This window comes from Streptomyces sp. Q2, from assembly GCF_056820935.1.
On sequence record NZ_JBXEJE010000001.1, the window covers coordinates 229,709 to 248,501 of the forward strand.

13 protein-coding genes are annotated in these 18,793 nt (G+C 72.0%); 7 read left to right on the plus strand and 6 right to left on the minus strand.

What is annotated here, in order from left to right; translation table 11 throughout:
• Positions 1 to 281: 281 nt before the first annotated feature.
• On the plus strand, positions 282 to 857 hold the full coding sequence (locus ACWBNA_RS01075; RefSeq protein ID WP_383871768.1) for a SigE family RNA polymerase sigma factor: 576 nt from the start codon (positions 282 to 284) through the stop codon (positions 855 to 857).
• On the plus strand, positions 854 to 2,020 hold the full coding sequence (locus ACWBNA_RS01080; protein ID WP_482701299.1) for a hypothetical protein: 1,167 nt from the start codon (positions 854 to 856) through the stop codon (positions 2,018 to 2,020). The genes ACWBNA_RS01075 and ACWBNA_RS01080 overlap by 4 nt, the downstream gene beginning before the upstream one ends.
• A 27-nt stretch (positions 2,021 to 2,047) precedes the next feature.
• Here ACWBNA_RS01080 and ACWBNA_RS01085 read toward each other — a convergent pair whose 3' ends face one another.
• Together ACWBNA_RS01085 and ACWBNA_RS01090 are read right to left on the minus strand one after the other, a co-directional pair.
• Complete coding sequence (locus ACWBNA_RS01085; protein WP_482701301.1) at positions 2,048 to 2,857, minus strand: SURF1 family protein; 810 nt, start codon at positions 2,855 to 2,857, stop codon at positions 2,048 to 2,050.
• A gap of 44 nt (positions 2,858 to 2,901) precedes the next feature.
• Positions 2,902 to 3,276 carry a nuclear transport factor 2 family protein gene (locus ACWBNA_RS01090; RefSeq protein WP_482701303.1) on the minus strand — a complete coding sequence of 125 codons (375 nt, stop codon included), beginning with the start codon at positions 3,274 to 3,276 and terminating at the stop codon, positions 2,902 to 2,904.
• 156 nt (positions 3,277 to 3,432) lie between these two features.
• Between ACWBNA_RS01090 and ACWBNA_RS01095 the strand changes: the two genes are divergently transcribed.
• Positions 3,433 to 5,250 carry a S9 family peptidase gene (locus tag ACWBNA_RS01095; RefSeq protein ID WP_482701305.1) on the plus strand — a complete coding sequence of 606 codons (1,818 nt, stop codon included), beginning with the start codon at positions 3,433 to 3,435 and terminating at the stop codon, positions 5,248 to 5,250.
• Positions 5,251 to 5,459: 209 nt separating this feature from the next.
• Here ACWBNA_RS01095 and ACWBNA_RS01100 read toward each other — a convergent pair whose 3' ends face one another.
• Positions 5,460 to 7,415, minus strand: a complete 1,956-nt coding sequence (locus ACWBNA_RS01100; RefSeq protein ID WP_482701685.1) for an NAD-binding protein — start codon at positions 7,413 to 7,415, stop codon at positions 5,460 to 5,462.
• Between the two features lie 200 nt (positions 7,416 to 7,615).
• Between ACWBNA_RS01100 and ACWBNA_RS01105 the strand changes: the two genes are divergently transcribed.
• Both ACWBNA_RS01105 and ACWBNA_RS01110 read left to right on the plus strand, forming a co-directional pair.
• Positions 7,616 to 8,635 (plus strand): permease, encoded by a 1,020-nt coding sequence (locus tag ACWBNA_RS01105; protein ID WP_482701307.1) that lies wholly within the window; start codon positions 7,616 to 7,618, stop codon positions 8,633 to 8,635.
• Positions 8,632 to 9,393: a TIGR03943 family putative permease subunit gene (locus tag ACWBNA_RS01110; RefSeq protein ID WP_482701309.1), complete on the plus strand. Its 762-nt coding sequence runs from the start codon at positions 8,632 to 8,634 to the stop codon at positions 9,391 to 9,393. Before ACWBNA_RS01105 ends, ACWBNA_RS01110 begins: the two co-directional genes overlap by 4 nt.
• A gap of 54 nt (positions 9,394 to 9,447) precedes the next feature.
• On the opposite strand, the gene ACWBNA_RS01115 is transcribed toward ACWBNA_RS01110, so the two are convergent.
• Positions 9,448 to 10,851 carry a serine/threonine-protein kinase gene (locus ACWBNA_RS01115; protein ID WP_482701311.1) on the minus strand — a complete coding sequence of 468 codons (1,404 nt, stop codon included), beginning with the start codon at positions 10,849 to 10,851 and terminating at the stop codon, positions 9,448 to 9,450.
• 268 nt (positions 10,852 to 11,119) lie between these two features.
• Here ACWBNA_RS01115 and ACWBNA_RS01120 point away from each other — a divergent pair, with 268 nt between their 5' ends.
• On the plus strand, positions 11,120 to 12,343 hold the full coding sequence (locus ACWBNA_RS01120) for an amidohydrolase family protein (RefSeq protein ID WP_482701313.1): 1,224 nt from the start codon (positions 11,120 to 11,122) through the stop codon (positions 12,341 to 12,343).
• A 57-nt stretch (positions 12,344 to 12,400) separates the two neighbouring features.
• Positions 12,401 to 12,592 carry a ferredoxin gene (locus ACWBNA_RS01125; RefSeq protein WP_482701314.1) on the plus strand — a complete coding sequence of 64 codons (192 nt, stop codon included), beginning with the start codon at positions 12,401 to 12,403 and terminating at the stop codon, positions 12,590 to 12,592.
• 452 nt (positions 12,593 to 13,044) lie between these two features.
• Here the strand turns inward: ACWBNA_RS01125 and ACWBNA_RS01130 are convergent, their stop codons facing one another.
• Positions 13,045 to 17,034, minus strand: coding sequence for an nSTAND1 domain-containing NTPase (locus ACWBNA_RS01130; protein WP_482701316.1), 3,990 nt, complete (start codon positions 17,032 to 17,034; stop codon positions 13,045 to 13,047).
• An 828-nt stretch (positions 17,035 to 17,862) separates the two neighbouring features.
• The gene (locus ACWBNA_RS01135; RefSeq protein ID WP_482701318.1) at positions 17,863 to 18,726 is read right to left on the minus strand and encodes an MBL fold metallo-hydrolase; all 864 of its coding nucleotides are present in this window, start codon (positions 18,724 to 18,726) and stop codon (positions 17,863 to 17,865) included.
• Positions 18,727 to 18,793 lie beyond the last annotated feature (67 nt).

Below are 18,793 nucleotides of genomic sequence, written 5' to 3' on the forward strand. Positions count from 1 at the left end.
TTTGCGAACGCCCTTCGGGGGCGCGGGGACGCTTGACGGGGCGTGGGGACGCCCTGGCCATTCAGGACACAGGGGAAGAGCGGGTTGGGCATGAGCGGGTTTGACGCACGGTCAGTTGTGCTGCCTGGCAGAAGACGGCCGGTCGCGTACAACCATGACGGGGGGAAGCGTGTCCAACTGGCGTGGCAGAGGTTCTCGACTTCAGAGCGGCGACGCGCGGCACGGCCCTTCGGCCGCCCCGCCCGTCCCTACGACCCCGCATGGCCGGCGCGCCCGGTGGCATGCCGGTGATCGCCCCCATGCCCGCAGCGCGGCCGGCCCGCATCCCTGGACAGCGTGACGGCGCCGAAGAAGCGGTGGCCGCCGGCACGACCGTCGACCATCTCACCGAGACCTACCGGGCGCACTACCGCTCACTGCTGGGTCTCGCCGCCCTCCTCCTCGACGACACCGCCTCCTGCGAGGACGTCGTGCAGGAGGCCTTCATCCGCGTCCACTCCGCGCGCAAACGCGTCCGGGACCCGGAGAAGACCCTCGCGTATCTGCGTCAGACGGTCGTCAACCTCTCCCGCTCGGCCCTGCGCCGCCGCATCCTCGGCCTCAAGCTGCTCTCCAAGCCGATGCCGGACATGGCGAGCGCCGAGGAGGGTGCGTACGACCAGCTGGAGCGCGACTCGCTGATCAAGGCGATGAAGGGCCTGCAGCGCCGCCAGCGCGAGGTTCTGGTCCTGCGCTACTTCGCGGACATGACCGAGGCGCAGGTCGCCGAGACCCTCGGGATATCGCTGGGTTCCGTCAAGGCGTACGGCTCGCGCGGCATCGCCGCTCTGCGGGTCGCCATGGAGGCCCCGGCATGACCGGAGACAACGACGGGCGGCGTCATCTGCACGTCCCCCACGAGCCCTATGAATGGCGCGAGCCGACACAGTCGTCGGACGAACAGGCGCCGAAGCAATCGCACGCTGGGAACGGAACTGTGAACCACGGCCCCGACGACCAGAGCTCCACGGGGTTCGACTCGGACGAGCTGGCACTGCGCAGCCTGCTGCACCAGGCGGTGCGGGAGATCGAGCCGAGCGACGGCACGCTGGACCATCTGCGCAAGGCGGTACCCGCCCGGCGGGCGCGCAAGCGGCAGGCCGTGGTCGGCATGGCGGCCGCCGCCCTCTTCATCGGCACCGCCATCCCGGCCCTCGTGCACGTCTCCAACTCCACCGGCGCCGATGCCGACCCGTCCATGGCCGGGCACTACTCCCAGGCGCAGGGCGGCGCCGGCGAGGGCAAGGGCCCCGACGGCGGCGAGAGCACCTCGGGCGGCTCCGCCGGCAAGACCGAGGACCAGGGCAAGGGCGAGCAGAAGGATCAGGACAAGGGCAAGGGCACCGGCAGCAGCACCGGGGCGAGCAGCGGCACCGACCCCTCCGCCACCAGCGCGGCGGGCGTCCCCGTCTGTACGACCGCCGAGCTCGGCTCGGCCACCCAGAGCGTCGACGCCCCCGACTCCGTCGGCGCGGTGTACGGCACCTTCCACATCACCAACACCTCCGCCATCAGCTGTTCCGTCAACGGCCCCGGCACGGTCACGCCGACCCCGCAGGGCGCGGCGGACACCGCCAAGATCACCACGGCCCGGCATGTCGCCGGGGACGCGGCGGCCTCGCTGCCCGACCCGGCCCTGGAGGTGGCGTCCCTGGTGCTGAAGCCGGGTGCCGCCTACGACGTCAAGTTCGCCTGGGTGCCCTCGGAGACCTGCCCCAAGACCGGCGGTGACACCACGGGCGGCGACACCGGCACCCCGACGCCCGACCCGACACCCACGGACGACACCGCCACCGACGGCGGCACCACCACGGGCGGCGACACCGGCACCTCGACCCAGCTCCTCACCGAGGACGGCACGGCCGACGGCAGCGTGATCGTCACGAACACCGCGGAGGGCGGGGCGCCGTCCGTCTCGGCTGTGGTGTCCAACGCGTGCGCGGGGACCGTGTACTGGACGGGCGTGCTGGCGGGATCCTGAGGGCACCGCGAGCCGGTGCCGGTCTTCTCAGACCGTCACCCGGCCCGCTTGCTCGTCCTGGTCCTCGTCCTGGTCCTCGTCCGGTACGAGCCCCAGCTCGGCGTCCCTGAGGAACTCGATCTCCCGCCGCAGCAGCCGGAACCACATGAACACCACGAACCCGGCGAAGACGAACCACTCCCCGGTGTACCCGAGGTTCTGGAACGCCTTCAGGTCCAGCCCCGTGTCCGCCGGCGCCGCGGCGGGCACGGCCGTCATCCCCGAGTCCGCCTTGGTGAGCGTGATCCACGCGTCGTACACGTCGTACGGCACGAGGTTCACCAGCGACGCCGCGCTGATCGCCGCGGTCTGCCCGGCCGGCAGCCCGCCCTCGGCACTGACGCCGTTGCTCCCCGGCGACTCGGACGCCTGGAGGGCACCGGTCACGGTGACCTCGCCGGTGGGCGCGGCCGGGGCCTTCGCAGGGTCGGGGGTTCCGGGCAGCCAGCCCCGGACGACGGGCAGGGCCTTGCCGCCGTCGGTGCGCAGCAGCGTCAGGACGTAGTAGCCGTTCTTGCCGTCCAGTTCGCGGTCCGGGACGAGGAGCTGCCGGTCGTACCTGCCGGTCGCGGTGGCCGGCTTGCCGGAGGTCACCTTGTCCACGGGCAGCAGCTCGGTCAGCGGACGGGCGGTCTCCCGGCCCGCGGACCCGGCCTCGGCGCTCGCGGCCTGGTGGTCCTGCATCCGGTCCTCGAAGCGGCTCAGCTGCCACGACCCCATGAAGACGCAGAAGGGGATGGCGAGCAGCACGAAGACGTTGATCCCCCACCAACGGGGCGTCAGCAGAAACCGGTACACGCCAACAAAGGTACGGGGCTCCTGCGGGGGCCCGCCCCTGGGGGTCAGTACCGCTCGGCGAGGTGTTCCCGGCCGGCCGGAGGCTCGTACGGCTCCGGCCAGAAGTCGGTGACGGCGGATATCCGGCCGCTCTCGTCCCCCGTGAAGAACGAGATGCCGTGCATCTCCTCCGGTCCCACCGTGACGTGGAGCCAGGTCACCACCTGGTCAGGCTCGGCGACGATCCGCTCGACGCGCAGGTGCCAGTCGCCCGGATACTCGCGGTTGAACCGGACGTACTTCTCCCGTCCGCTGATCCGCTCGCGCGTCTGCGGCAGCGTGTACACCACGTCCTCGGCCAGCGTGTCGGCGAACGTGTCCCAGTCCCGGGCCTCGGCACAGGCCCAGAAGGTCTCGACTGTCCCGCGCAGATCGGTCATGCCGAAGAGTCTGCACCACGCCACTGACAACGGACCGGGAGCGCCGAGGGCTGACGGGTGCGGCGGGCGGCGGGCGGCGGGCGGCGGGGCGAAAGTTATCCACAGGCTGGGGTCCCTGGCCAGCGCGTTGTCGGTCGGTGCGGGCAGTATGGGGCCATGACTGAGAGCAACGGGTCCGCCGCGGCCGAGCGCAACGAGGAGATGCCGGACTGGGAGAAGCGCTTCCGGGCGCCCCGGGTGTCGCTGCCGGACTGGGCGGAGGACGCACCGGACCGCTCCCTGTTCGTGTCGAACGCGACGGGGACGTACGAGCTGTATGCCTGGGACCGCGCGACGGGCGGGCAACGCCAGGTGACCGACCGGCCGAACGGCACGACGGACGGTGTGCTCTCCCCGGACGGCACCTGGGTGTGGTGGTTCGACGACAAGGACGGCGACGAGTTCGGGGTCTGGCGCCGCCAGCCGTTCGAGGGCGGGGAGGACGAGCTCGCCACGCCCGGGCTGGACGCGTCGTACCCGGCGGGCCTGGCGCTCGGACGGGACGGCCGTACGGCGGTCGTGGGCCGGTCGACCGACGAGGACGGTACGACGATCCATGTCGCCCGCACCGGCGAGGCCCCCGTCGAGATCTACCGCCACCGCGAGTCGGCCGGCGTGGGCGACCTCTCCCACGACGGCTCGCTGATCGCGATCGAGCACACCGAGCACGGCGACGCGATGCACTCGGCACTGCGCGTCCTTCGCCCCGACGGCACACCGGTCGCCGAACTCGACGACACCAAGGGCGGCAGCAGGGAGCTGGGCCTCGAGGTGCTCGGCTTCGCGCCGGTGCAGGGGGACACCCGGCTGTTGATCGGGCATCAGCGGCGGGGCCGCTGGGAGCCCCTGGTGTGGGACGTGGCGACCGGCGTGGAGAACGACCTCGCCCTGGACCTGCCCGGCGACGTGAGCGCCGAGTGGTACCCGGACGGCACCGGGCTGCTCATCGCGCACAGCTTCGAGGCCCGCAGCGAGCTCTTCCGCTACGACCCGGCGACCCGCGACCTGGTCAGGATCCCGACCCCGGCAGGCACGGTCTCCGGGGCGACCGCCCGTCCCGACGGCAGCGTGGAGTACCTCTGGTCCTCGGCCGCCGAGTCCTCGACCGTCCGCTCGACGACCGGCAGGGTCGTCCTCGACCCGCCCGGCATGAAGTCCCCGGGATCCGTGCCCGTGCAGGACGTGTGGGTGGAGGGCCCGGGCGGCCGCATCCACGCCCTGGTCCAGAAGCCGGCGGGCGCGACCGGCCCGCTCCCCACGGTCTTCGACATCCACGGCGGCCCGACCTGGCACGACAGCGACTCCTTCGCCGCGGGCCCGGCGGCCTGGGTGGACCACGGGTACGCGGTGGTCCGCGTCAACTACCGTGGCTCCACGGGCTACGGCCGCGACTGGACCGACGCCCTGAAGCACCGGGTCGGCCTCATCGAGCTGGAGGACGTCGCGGCGGTCCGCGAATGGGCGATCACCTCCGGCCTCGCCGACCCCTCCCGCCTCATCCTCACCGGCGGCTCCTGGGGCGGCTACCTCACCCTCCTCGGCCTCGGCACCCAGCCCGGCGCGTGGTCCCTCGGCATCGCGGCGGTCCCGGTCGCCGACTACGTCACGGCGTACCACGACGAGATGGAAGCCCTGAAGGCCATGGACCGCACCCTGCTGGGCGGCACCCCGGAGGAAGTCCCGGAACGCTTCGAGGCGTCCTCACCCATCACGTACGTGGACCAGGTCAAGGCCCCGGTCTACATCTCGGCCGGCGTCAACGACCCCCGCTGCCCGATCCGCCAGATCGACAACTACGTCAAACGCCTGGAGACCAGGGGCGCGATCCACGAGGTGTACCGCTACGACGCGGGCCACGGCTCCCTGGTCGTCGACGAACGCATCAAGCAGGTCCAACTGGAACTGGACTTCGCGGCAAGGCACTTGCCCGTCTAGCCGAGGGCGTCAGCCTGCGGGCAGTCGTGCCGCTGGGGCGGCACGGGTGGGCGTAGGCGGCACCCCGCAGCGCCGGGCTGGGCCGGGGTGGGTTGCGCAGCCCGGCCCAACCCGGACACCGGGTGCCGCCTACGCCCCAGCCCAGCCCGAGCACCGGGTGCCGCCTACACGCCCACCCAGACCCACCCCAGACCCACCCCGGCCACCACCTACGCCCCCGCCCGCTCCCGCCGCGCCCGCCTGCCCAGCAACTCCGCCAGCCCTCGGCGCGTCGCCGCCAGCACCACCCGGTCCGACCCCCGCAGCACATACGTGTCGGGCAGATCCCACACCAACCCGGACGACGCACCCGAGGACCGCACGTCCTCATAGGCCTCCTCCGCGGCCGGCTCCTCCTGCCCGCCCCCGCCCCCGGAGGCCGCCGTGTCCAGCGCGAGCACCCGCCACGCCCCCGCCCGAAACGCCTCCCCGACCGTCTTCCCCTCCAACTGCGGATGCCCGCCCACCTCCACGGCCGCGAACAACAACACCCGCCGCTCGACCGGGATCGCCCCCAGGATCTGCCGCCCCATCATCGCCCCGGCGAACGCGGGCGCCGCCAGATGCGACACACTCCGGCTCCGCGTGGACGCGCCAGGGTGCGCGGCCCGGAGGGTGCGGTACACGGCGGTCGCGAAATCGTCGTCGTACAGCCGCAGGACGACCCGCAGGTCGGGCCGTACGGACCGCGCGTACAGCACCGCCTCCAGGTTGGTCGTGTCCGCGCTGGTCACCGCTAGCAGCGAGTTCGCGCGGTGGATCTTGGCGGCCTCCAGGACGCCCTCCTGGGTGACGTCACCGAGCACCACCGGCACCCGCAGCCGCCGCGCCGTGGCGAGTCCACGCGCGTCGGGGTCGGACTCGACGCACACCACGGGGATGTTCAGTTCGCGCAACCGGGTCAGCACCCGCGTACCGATCTTGCCGAGGCCCAGCAGCACGACATGGCCGCCCAGCCCGCGCGGCGGCTTGCGCAGCGCGGACGCGCTCCGGAAGGTGCCCAGCGCTTCCAGCACCGCCGCCAGCAGCACCGGCAGGAGCAGCAACCCGACCAGACCGGAGAGGAGCTGGAGGATCTGGCGGCCGGTGGACGCGCCGACCGCGGGGTCGTTGATGGCGAAGAGGTCGAGCAGGGTCAGGTAGGTCGCGTGCAGCGGATGGTCGCCGGTGACCAGGGTCAGCGCGACCGCGAGCGCGACCACGCACCCCACCAGCCCGGCCAGCGACCACCGCAGCCGCCGCGAGAACAGCGAGGCGAACGGCGGCACGATCCCGCGCCCGGCGGGCAGGGCGGGCCCGGAGTACGAGACCTGCTCCAGTACGACGGTTCCGCGCCCGGCGGCGGCCCGTACCGTCGCCGCGTCGGGCAGCAGCAGCGGCCCCTGCTCGCCGCTCTCGGGACCGTTCGGATCGCCGGCCAGGCCGCCGTTCGGGCGGCCGTTCGGGTCGTTGGGCGTCGCGGACAGCAGCGCGAGCGTCGCCAGCCCCGGCTCGGCCGTCTCGCCGGGTCTCGGCACCGGACGCTCCACCGCGCGCAGCATCAGCCCGTCGGTCTGTACGACCTTGCTGGTGCCGACGACGGCGCTCGCGGCCAGCGCGGGTGCGGCCGTGTCGGCGTCGGACAGGACCGTCGTGGAGGCGTCGAAGACCGCGGCAGGTCCCGTCGTGCCGCCGGTGGCCAACGCGGCCGCCTGGTCGAGGAGTTCCTCGATGTGCTGTCCCAACCGCCGGTTGTACAGCCGCAGTACGAGCCGCAGGGTGGGATGGAGACGGCGGGCGGTAAGGGCGGCGCGGATGTTGGTCTCGTCGTCGTCGTAGACGAGGGCGAGCGCGGCGGCCCGCTCCACACCCGCCTCGGCGAGCACGGTCTCGGTCACCTCTCCGGCCTCCACGACCACCGGATCGAGCCCAGGGGAGTCCGCCACGACCCCGGTCATCCCGGCCCGGTTGACGGCCGCGTTCACCACCCGGTCCAGCAGCGCCGAGGCCGCGCGGGCACGTCCGACGACCGGTGGCCGTACGGTGCGCTCGGCGGGCGGCACGACGAGGGTGACCTGTTCGCCGTACACACCGCGCAGTTCGGCGGCCAGCCGGTGCGCGAGCCCGTCGTCGCCGCACACCACCATGTGCGCGGCGGGTGCGCCACCGGGCGGACTCTGATTCGGAACGCTCACCACAGGGGAACAGCCTGCCTCACTGGTACGGGTGGTCGTACGGCCGGGTCCGGAGGGACCGGGTCATGATCCCGCGCGGAGTTGAACAACAGAGGCAGAATCCCCGTACAGGAGTAAAGGGATCGACCCCGAAGCCCGGAGGTACCTCGCCCGTGGCCATCACCAAAGCCGCTCCGCGGCAGACGGGCGACGCCCCGAGCCCTCCGCCGCACGGGAGAGACGGGTGGCGGCTCAACTCCCAGCTCGCGCTGACCCTGCTGCTCGTCCTGATGGTCCTCGCCCAGGGCCCTGTCCGGCGCGCGCTCTCCGCACCCGTCATGCAGAGCTGGATGACCGTCTTCGTCGCCGTGATGGTGCAGGCGCTGCCCTTCCTCGTGCTGGGTGTGCTGCTGTCGGCGGCGATCGCGGTGTTCGTGCCGGCGTCGTTCTTCGCGCGGGCGTTGCCCGGAAGGCCCGCACTGGCGGTTCCGGTGGCCGGGATGGCGGGGGCGGTGCTGCCGGGGTGCGAGTGTGCGTCGGTGCCCGTGGCGGGGGCGCTGGTACGGCGGGGGGTCACGCCGGCCGCGGCGCTGGCGTTCCTGCTGTCCGCGCCGGCGATCAACCCGATCGTGTTGACGGCCACGGCTGTCGCGTTCCCCAACGACCCCGAGATGGTGCTGGCCCGCTTCGTCGCGAGCCTGCTGGTGGCGTGCGCGATGGGCTGGCTGTGGCTCAGGCTCGGCCGCGCCGACTGGCTGCGGCCGCCCGCCCGGGAGGCGTACGAGGGGCAGGGCAGGGGCGCCGCGTTCTGGGGGTCGGTCCGGCACGACGTGATGCACGCGGGCGGGTTCCTGGTGGTGGGCGCGATGGCCGCCGCGACGCTCAAGGCGGTGGTGCCGGAGGAGTGGCTGCGTCTCGCGGCCGAGCATCCGGTCGTCTCGGTCCTGGCGCTGGCGATTCTCGCCGTCCTGCTGTCGATCTGCTCGGAGGCGGACGCGTTCGTGGCGGCCTCGCTGACGCAGTTCTCGCTGACCGCGCGGCTGGCGTTCCTGGTCGTCGGGCCGATGATCGACCTGAAGCTGTTCGCGATGCAGGCGGGGACGTTCGGGCGGGGCTTCGCCGTGCGCTTCGCGCCCGCGACCTTCGTCCTCGCCATCGCGGTGTCGGTGCTGACCGGGGCGGTGCTGCTGTGAACCGGCAGGCGCAGGCGGCCGTGCTGTTCCTGCTCGGCGCGGCCCTGCTGCACGCGGGCCTCACCGACCTCTACCTGCGGTACGTCAAGGCCGGCCTGCGTCCGATGCTGCTCGCCTCCGGCGTCGTCCTGATCGCGGCGGCGGTGGCGACGGTCTGGTACGAGTGGCGGTCCAAGAAGGACCAGCAGGCGGAGCAGGGAGAGGGCAGCGGCTCCCACGGCCATGACGGCCCTGACGGTCACGACGGCCACCGCGAACCCCGCATCTCCTGGCTTCTCGTCCTCCCCCTCCTCGCCCTGATCCTCGTCGCCCCGCCCGCCCTCGGCTCGTACAGCGCCCTGCGTACCGGGACGGCCCTGCAACAGCCGTACGGCTATGCCGCCTTGCCCGCCGACGGACCGCTCCGTCTCAACCTCGTCGACTACGCGGGCCGGGCGGCCTACGGTCACGGGCGTTCGCTCGGTGACCGGCAGGTCAAGGTCGCCGGGTTCGTGGCGCTGGACGGCAGGGGGACGCCGTACCTGGTCCGGATGGCCCTCAACTGCTGTGCCGCCGACGCCCAGCCGGTCAAGGTCGGGCTGACCGGCCGGATCCCGCCGGTGCTGGAGCCGGACACGTGGCTCGAGGTCACCGGCACGTACACGACCAAGCGGACCCGGGATCCGGTCAACGGCAGGCCGATCCCGTTCATCGAGGTCAGCGGTGCCGTACCGGTCAAGGCGCCCAAGGATCCGTACGACGAGACCTGGAACAACTGACCGTCGGTCATGGCGGTTGCCGGCCCGGTTCCGGCAGCCGGGCTCTCGGACCTCTCAGCCCTCGTCGTCCGGTTCCTCTTCCCCCTCGTCCTTGCCCTTGCCCTTGTCCTGACCGTCCTGACCGTCTTGGCCCTGCGTCGCGTCCTCCGGTGCGATGGGGGTCGGGGTGAGGGCGGGGGTCGTCGGGGTGGCGGTGGGGAGGGACGAGGTGGGTGTGGGGGAGGGCTGGGGTGGGTCGGACAGGTCGGTTCCGGACGCCGCCTCGGACGTGGCCGCTGCCGGGGCCGTGACAGAGCCGCTCGTGCCGTCCGTACTGTCTGTGCCGCCCGTACCGTCCGTACTGCTCGTGCCGCTCGGCGCGCCGCCTCCGGGGCTCTCCGCCGAGCTGTTGCCCGGTGAGAACCAGAGCATGCCGGCGAGCATCGCGGCCAGGAAGACCAGGACTCCGGCGACCGTCGCCACCACCATCGGCCGGTGCGCGACCAGGCGACGGCCACCCGGTCGGGTCGCACGTCCGGCTCCACGGGACCGGGACGGCCGTACGGCGGCGGACGGCAGCGCGTACGTCGTCGCGAGCGGCGCGGGTGCGGGGGCAGGTGTGGGTGCGGGCACGGCCGCGGGGACCGGTTCCGGCAACGGATCCGACCGTCCCTGCCACGCCCCGCCGCCGAACCACTCGGCGATCTGCGGCGCGGTGGGACGGTCCTCGGGCTGCTTGGCGAGGAGCCCGAGGAGGAAGTTCTCGAAGGCGGGAGGCAGTTCGGGGCGGCTCTTCCGGGGCGGTACGGGGACCGCGTCGAGGTGCTGGTGCAGGATCGCCACCGCGGTGGCGGCCTGGAACGGCGGTCGTCCGGTGAGGAGTTGGTAGAGCAGGCACCCGAGCGCGTACACGTCCGAGGCCGGACCGGCGGCCCGGCCCAGGGCGCGCTCGGGGGCGAGGTAGAGGCTGGTGCCGACGATCTGGCCGGTGGTGGTGAGCGCGCCGGACGGGTCGTCCACGAAGCGGGCGATACCGAAGTCGCCGATCTTGAGGGTGCCGTCGGCGTCCAGCAGCAGGTTGGCGGGCTTGATGTCGCGGTGCACGATGCCCTGCTGATGGGCGGCGGCGAGCCCGGCGGCGGCCTGGGCGGCGATGTGGGCCACCTGCTCGACGGGGAGCGGTCCCGCGGTGCTGAGCCGGCGGTCGAGGCTGTCGCCCTCGACCAGCTCCATCACCAGAAAGAGTCGGCCGTCGTACTCGCCGAAGTCGTAGACCGCCACCACGTACGGGTGGTTGAGCCGCCCGGCGGTCTGGGCCTCCAGGCGGAAGCGCGAGGTCGCCGTGGGATCGGAGTCGTGGGGAAGGAGGAGCTTGACGGCCACCGTCCTGCCGAGCGTCTCGTCGAAAGCCCGCCAGACCTCGCCCATCGCACCGCGTCCGATGGGGTCGTGCAGCCGGTACCGGCCCGCTATCAGCACCTGTGTTTCATCCTCATGCCGTAGAACGTCTCGACCGCCGCAGGACTCAACACACCTCGGTGGCGGGGGCGTTGGTGGGGGGTGCCGCAGCCGGCCCAGCTTACCGGCGCAGGAGTGCCCCGTTTCTCACCCACGGCCCGCCGGCCCTCGCACGGACGCACGATCAAGGCGGTGTGTATTGCTGCCGTCGGGACCTCCCCCTACGCTGAATCTGATGGGTCGTCAGATAAGCGCGCCGGGTGCATCGGCAGGCAGCAGGGGGCAAGCAGTGGTCAGTGTCAGTGTCGACAACAGCAGCGCCAGGGAACTGCCCAAGGTCATCAGCGTGGACGATCACGTGATCGAGCCCGCACACCTCTTCGAGACGTGGCTTCCGGCGAAGTACCGGGACAGGGGGCCGAAGCCGTTCACCGCGGGGATCGGCGATCTTCAGTACGTCGGCGGGAAGTACCGGTTCACCACGGACCCGGACGGCCAGATCACCGACTGGTGGGAGTACGAGGGCGAACTCTTCCCGTACAAGCGCATCATCGCGGCCGTCGGCTTCTCGCGGGACGAGATGACGCTCGACGGGATCACACGGGAGCAGATGCGGCGGGGCTGCTGGGACCCGAAGGCCCGGCTGGAGGACATGGAGATGAACCATGTCGAGGCCTCGCTGTGCTTCCCGACGTTCCCGAGGTTCTGCGGGCAGACCTTCGCGGAGGCCAAGGACAAGGAGGTCGGACTCGCGTGCGTGCGGGCGTACAACGACTGGATGGTCGAGGAGTGGTGCGGCGACAGCGGCGGCCGGCTCATCCCGCTGTGCCTCATCCCGCTGTGGGACATCGACCTGGCAGTCACGGAGATCCGGCGCAACGCCGAACGGGGCGTACGGGCCGTGACGTTCAGCGAGATCCCGACGTATCTGGGGCTGCCGTCGATCCACTCCGGCTACTGGGACCCGTTCTTCGCGGTCTGCGAGGAGACCGGGACCGTGGTGAACATGCACATCGGGTCCTCGTCGCAGATGCCGGCGGCGTCCCCCGACGCGCCCCCGGCCGTCCAGGCCGCGCTGAGCTTCAACAACGCCATGGCGTCGATGATGGACTTCCTCTTCTCCGGCGTCCTGGTGAAGTTCCCGCGACTGAAACTGGCGTACAGCGAGGGGCAGATGGGGTGGATCCCGTACGCCCTGGAGCGCGCCGACGACGTCTGGGAGGAGCACCGGGCGTGGGGCGGGGTCAAGGACCTGATCCCGGAGCCGCCGTCGACGTACTACTACCGGCAGATCTTCTGCTGCTTCTTCCGCGACAGGCACGGCATCGAGTCGATCGACACCGTCGGCGTGGACAACGCGACCTTCGAGACGGACTACCCGCACGTCGACTCGACCTGGCCGCACACCAAGCAGGTCGCCGAGGAGCACGTGGCCGGCCTCCCCTACGAGGTCACGTACAAGCTGCTGCGGGGCAACGCCATCCGGATGCTGGACCTGCCCTTCGACAAGTGAGTCCGGGACGTCCGAAAGAGGCGCCTGAACGGGGCGTTCCACGGGCAGGCACTGTGCATGAAGGTCTCCGTGGATTCCCACCTGTGCTACGGCTCCGGCGAATGCGTCTACCGCGTTCCGTCCGTCTTCACGGCGGCGGACGGATTCGGCGCCGTCATACCCGGCCGCGAGAACACCGGCGACGACCCGGACGTGCGGGAGGCGGCCGAACTCTGCCCGTCGCAGGCGATCACCATCGGCGACAGGTGACCGGTACGGGGTAAACCGGTGGTCGGTGAAGGTGAAGGTGAAGGTGAAGAAGGTGGCGGTGGCGGTGGCGCTGACCGGTCACCGCCGGCCGAAGTCGGCGAGAGCCCGCGCCTACGCCTCCACCACGGCCATCCGCGCCTGCCGCTCGGTGGCGTCCGTGTGCGCCGCCTGTCCCTGCCCTGCCGGATGGGCACCACCATGTCGGGGGAGTGGTGAAGCGCCGGACACGGAAAGGCCCGACCGCTGGCGACGGGGGATGCACCAGCGATCGGGCTAAGGCCCACAGTAACAAGGCTGCTTGTCCCGCGGGAGACGACCAACGAACCATGGCAAGGAGTTGTGAGAGGGATCACGCGGGCGGTCCGCGTCCCCTCCGCAAGCCACCCGTCCCATCCGTCTCATCCGTCTCATCCGTCCCATCCGAGCCCGATCCTCGTCCGTGCCGCGTCCGCTCACCGGCCGCACGGAGGCTCGTACGACAGCCGTGGCAGGTACTCGTGCCACTTCTCCGGCGTCAGAACGCCCCGGGTGGTCGAGCAGATGTGGTTGATCGCGTCGTCGACGTCGAGGTTCCACAGCCGGACGGTGTCGGTGCCGCTGGACACCCCGAGCATGTGGCTCTTGGGGCTGAAGGAGAGGAAGTTGCCGGTCTTGGCGTTGGGGCTCATCGACTGGCCGATGGCGGAGGCGTGGGCGGGGTCGGTGGCGTTCCACAGGCGAACCGTGTTGTCGTTGCCGCCGCTCGCCAGGGTCTCACCGTCCGGGCTGAAGGTCAGCGACACGACCGCCTCGGTGTGGCCGGTCAGGGGCGGGCCCTGGGGTGTCGCTTCGGAGGGGTCCGTGACGTTCCAGAGCCGGACCGAGTCGTCGTCACTGCCGCTGGCCAGTGTCCGGCCGTCCGGACTGAAGGCGAGCACGTTGACGGGTCCGTGGTGGCCGGTGAGCGGTGTGCCGACGGCCTTCGCGTGACGCGGGTCGGCCACGTTCCAGAGCCGGACAGTGCCGTCCGCGCTGCCGCTGATGAGGGTGTGGCCGTCCGGGCTGAAGACGAGGGACAGGATGTAACCCCTGTGGCCGGTGAGCGGCTTGCCGAGCGGAACGACCTGGGACGGGTCGCTGACGTCCCACAACTGGACGGTGCGCTCGTCGTAGGGAGTGGCCAGGGTGCGCCCGTCCGGGCTGTACGCCAGCGCGTCCGGGCCCATGAACCGGGTCCGCAGGGCCACGGGCGCCCCGTAGGAGACGGGCCGGGTCGGGTCGGTGACGTTCCACAGGTGCACCGTCCGGTTGCCGGTGAGCACCGCGAGGCTGTGGCCGTCGGGGGAGAAGGCCGGCGAGCGCTGGCCCCTGTCCCCGGCCATGAACGGCTCGCCCAGCGACACCGGCCGGCCGGGAGTCTCCACGTTCCACAGCCGGACCCCCCCGTCGCGCCCGGCCGTGGCCAGCACCCGGCCGTCCGGGCGGAACGCCCCGCTGCGGCCGACCATGTCCGACGTCGGTATCGACCACAGCCGGACCTTGCTGTCGCCGCTCCCGGTGGCCAGGGTGCGGCCGTCGGGGCTGAAGCCCAGCGCGTACATCTCGCCGCTGCTCCCGGCGAGCGGCTCGCCGACCTGCGAGGGGTACGCCGGATCGCCGACGTTCCACAGGATCGCCGTGCTGTCCGCGCTGGCGGCGGCGAGCATGGACCCGTCGGGACTGAAGGCCACCGACCAGATGGCACCGGTGTGGCCGGTGAGCGGCGAGCCCAGCGCCTGTGCGTGCCGTGGGTCGGCAACGTTCCACAGCCGGACGGTGTTGTCCGCGCTGCCGCTGGCCAGCGTGCGGCCGTCGGGGCTGAAGGCCACGGAGTGCACCAGGTCGGTGTGGCCGGTGAGCGACGGGCCGAGCGCGCGGGCCTGCCGTGGGCCGGCCACGTTCCACAGCCGGACGGTGTCGTCATCGCCCCCGGTCGCCAGTGTCCGCCCGTCCGGGCTGAACGCCACCGAGCGGACGGCGGCCGAGTGGCCGGTCAGGGTGTCGAGTGCCTTCGGCCGGCCGGGGTCGGCCACGTCCCGCAGCCGTACCGTGTGGTCCTCGCCGGCCGAGGCCAGCGTCCGACCGTCCGGGCTGAAGGCGACCAGGTAGATCGTGCCGTCATGGCCGGTCAACGGCTTGCCCAGGGGCTTCGGCCGGCTCGGGTCCCGTACGTCCCACAGCCGGATCGTGCCGTCGTCCGCGGCACTGGCGAGGGTGTGCCCGTCCGGGCTGAAGACCGCGCTGCTCACCCAACTCGTGTGCCCGGTCAGCGGCTTGCCCAGGGGCTTCGGCCGGGTCGGGTCCTTCACGTTCCACAGGCGTACGGTCCGGTCGTAGCTGGCGGTGGCCAGGGTGCGCCCGTCCGGGCTGAACGAGGTGAGGTAGACGGCGCCGGTGTGGCCGAGCAGCGGGGTGGCCAGCGGCGCGTTCACGATCGAGATCAGCCGGTTGTTCGTCCCCTCGTCGCCCGGCCGCAGGTCGTGGGCCACCAGGTCGAGCTGGGCGGACAGCGACGGGTCCGTGTACTGGACGCGGTCCGCCTCGGCGACCACCTGCTCGAACACCGCGTCGTTGCGCTGCTGCCACGCGATCACCGCCGCGCCGACGGCCACCATGGCCAGCACGACCAGCGCCGACACCGCGCCCCGGCTGATCCAGACCGTGCGCCTGCGCAACCTGACCGAGGCGGCCAGGAAGTCCACCGCGCTCCGGGTCAGGAACGTCTCGCCGGCGGACTTCGCCCAGCTGTGGGCCTGCTCCAGCCGCGAACCCCGGTAGAGCAGCGAGGTGTCGCGGTGGGAACCCTCCCAGGCTCGGCCGTCCTCCTCGAGACGCTGGCGCAGCAGATGGTCGCCCCGCCCCTCGTCGATCCAGTCGCGCAGCCGGGGCCAGGCGGTCAGCAGCGCCTCGTGGGTGATCTCCACGGTCTCCGCGTCGAGCGTCACCAGCCGGGCGCGTACGAGGGCTTCGAGCGACTCCTCCGTCTTGTCCGGGTCCCTCGACTCCTGCGCCAACTGCCGTCGCGTTCCGCGCCGACGGGTCGCCTGGGTGTCCTCGCCCAGCCGGACCAGCCGCAGCAGCAGCAGTCGCGCGGCCGTACGGGCCGCCGGGTCCAGCCCGGACCAGGCCTGCTCGGCGGTCGCCGCCACCGCACCCTGGATGCCGCCCGCCGCACGGTATCCGGCCAGCGTCAGCCGGCCCGCCTTCCGGCGCTGCCAGGTGGCGAGCAGGGCGTGCGACAGCAGCGGCAGCACTCCCGCGTCGTGCGCGCCGCGCGGCCCGTCGGCGCTCACCTCACGGGTGATCAGCTCCGCCAGCCCGGGCTCCATCTCCAGCCCGACGGCCTTGGCGGGCCCGGTCACCGCCTCCCGCAGCTCCGCGGTGGTCAGGGGCCCGAGCACCATGTGCCGGTGCTGCAGCGCGTCGGCCAGTTCCGGATACCCGAGGCACTGCTCGTAGAAGTCGGCCCGGATGCCGAGGACCACGAGCACGGGGGCCTGCCCGCCCGGACGGGCGGGCGTGCAGGCGGCGTGCAGGAACTGGATGAACGTACGCCGGTCAGCCTCGTCGGAGCAGAGAGTGAACGTTTCCTCGAACTGGTCGACGATGACGACCGGAGGAGCGGTGTTCCCACGCCCGTTCCCGCGTCGCGTCGCCCACGCCGTCACGGCGTCCCGTACGGCGTCGGGCTCCTCCGCGGCGGCCGTGACCTCCGCGAGCCCCGGTATCCGTCCGGTCAGCTCCGCGAGCGGATCGGCGCCCGGCACGAGCTGGAGCACCTCCCGCGCCGGGACGTCGCTCTCGTCACCCAGCCCGCCGAGTTCCAGTGCCGGCACCAGGCCGGCGTTCAGCAGGGAGGACTTCCCGGCCCCCGAGGCGCCGACGAGCATCACCAGCCCGCCCGTCTTCTCCGCCGCCCACAGCTGGGCGACCAAAGCCTCGGTACTCCGCTCCCGGCCGAAGAACCACCGGGCGTCCTGCTGCCGGTAGGAGGCGAGCCCTCGGTAGGGGCAGACGCCGACCTGCTGCTCTTCCTCCCCCTCCGGAGAGGCGGCGGGACGCTCCCCCGCCGGATCGGCCACCGCCCGCTCCCACAGCCGCTGCCACTGGGCCAGGTCGTACAGCCCGGGCGCCACCGGCGCGGGCCGCTCTCGGCGCGCCTGGGGAATCAGGACCTGCAGTACGGCGGACAGGGCGGCGAACTGGGCGGGCACGTTCTTGGCCCGCCGCCAGTCGCTGATCCGCTGAGCGGACACCCGTACGGCCCGCCCTCGCTCGTCGACCCGCTGGAGTCGTACGACCGCTTCGGACACACTCTTGAGGGGAGGATTGCCGGCCTCTCGGTACAGCAGCGCGAGGCGTTCCGCGAAGGCCGTTCGTGCGAAGGCCGTGCGTGCCTTTGAGTCGGAACCCAAGGCGTCCACCCCTTACTTCCTTCGCGTCGGGACATCCGGACCGGTGGGACGTCCGGACCGGTGGGCCGTTCGGACCACCGGCCGTTCGGACCACCGAGCCGTTCGGACCACTGGTTCCGGCCACCGGGCCGCTTGGACGGCCGGCCGTTCGGACCACCGGGCGGTTCGGACCGGCGGGTCGGTCGGACCCTGGCTTTTCGGGCCATCAGGCCATCAGGCCATCAGGCCATCAGGCCATCAGGCCATCGGGCCAGGCGGGCCGTCGAGCCAGCCGAACCACCGGGCCGTGCGGGCCACCGGACCAGCCGGGCCGTTCGGCCAGCCGGACCACCGGGCCGTTCGGACCGCTGGACCGTCCGGACCGGAAAACCCACTTTATATGGCTGACCTGCGGTTAAGGATCCGGACCGGTACCGGAACCTCCCCATCGGGGCGCCCTGCTGGCAGGATCACGACGCAACAGCGCAGCAAGCGGACGTCGTCCAGACAGGCCACCGGCTCAGCGCTCGGAGAGACCCACCCTGGCGCCGTACGTTCTCGGTCACCTTGCGCCGAAAACACGACACGGCGCGTCGGTCAGCTCCCTTGAGCTCCAAAGCCCCGTGGCGCGCGGTCCCACCCGGACCGCGCGCACACCGACCACGGGCCCGGCCTTCCACGATCCACGCCGACACGGCGTGAATCGACGCCGCCCGCATGGTTCGGCACCGGTCCCCACGAGGGGAGGGACCGGTGCCGAACCATGCGTGGCGCCTGTCTTTCGACCTTGTTCGTCGACATTTATCGACGTTTATCGACGTTTATCGATGTTCCTCGAGTTAGTCGAGGTTCGTCGACTCAGTCCAGTTGGAGGCGGTCGGCCAGCCCGGCGGTCGTGAACGCCTTCACGACGTCCTCGCGGCTCTCGGTGAAGTGGGCCCAGCTGTCGCAGTGCACGGGAACGACCCGGCGCGCGTCGAGAATCCGCGCCGCCTCGGCGGCCTGGGCGCTGTCGAGGACGAGCGGTTCGCCGTCGAAGAGCACCGGGAAGCGAGGGGCTCCGGCGAACAGGACGGCGGTGTCGACCGGGCCGAAGCGCTCGGCGATCCGCCGGACCGCGTCGAGCGAGGCGTTGTCGCCGCTGACGTAGACGGTGGGCAGGTCCGCACCGGTCAGGACGAAGCCGACCACCTGTCCGGTGATCGGCACGACCTCGTCGTGCGTCCCCGGCCCGTGGATCGCGGGCACGCCGGTCACGGTGACCGTGCCGCCGCCCGGCCGGTCCAGCTCGACGGACTCCCAGTCCGCGAGTCCCTTGGCGTTGCCGCCCAGGCGCTGTCCGCCGGCGGGCGTGGTGAGGGTGAGCGGGACGTCGGCGAGCAGGGCCCGTCCGGAGCGGTCGAGGTTGTCGGCGTGCTCGTCATGCGAGAGCAGGACCACGTCGACACGGCCGAGATCGCCGGGGGCGACGGACGGGGGTGCGGTCTTGGTCAGGAGGGGACGGCCGGGCGTCGGGTAGTCCCCGGGCGCGTCGAAGGTGGGGTCGGTGAGGAAGCGCAGGCCGCCGTACTCGAAGAGGGCGGTGGGACCGCCGAGGACACGGACGGGTATGTACTGGTCGGTTCGCTCGCCTGCCTGCTGGTCGGTCTGTTGGTGGGTCTGGTCGGTCTGGTGGTGGGTCTGTTGGTCGATCTGCTTGTCGTTCGTGCGGGCAGCAGTCATGAAGGAAACACACCTCACGGATGGAATGGGTCTATCCGTGAGAGAAGGTAGTCCTGTCTCACGGATA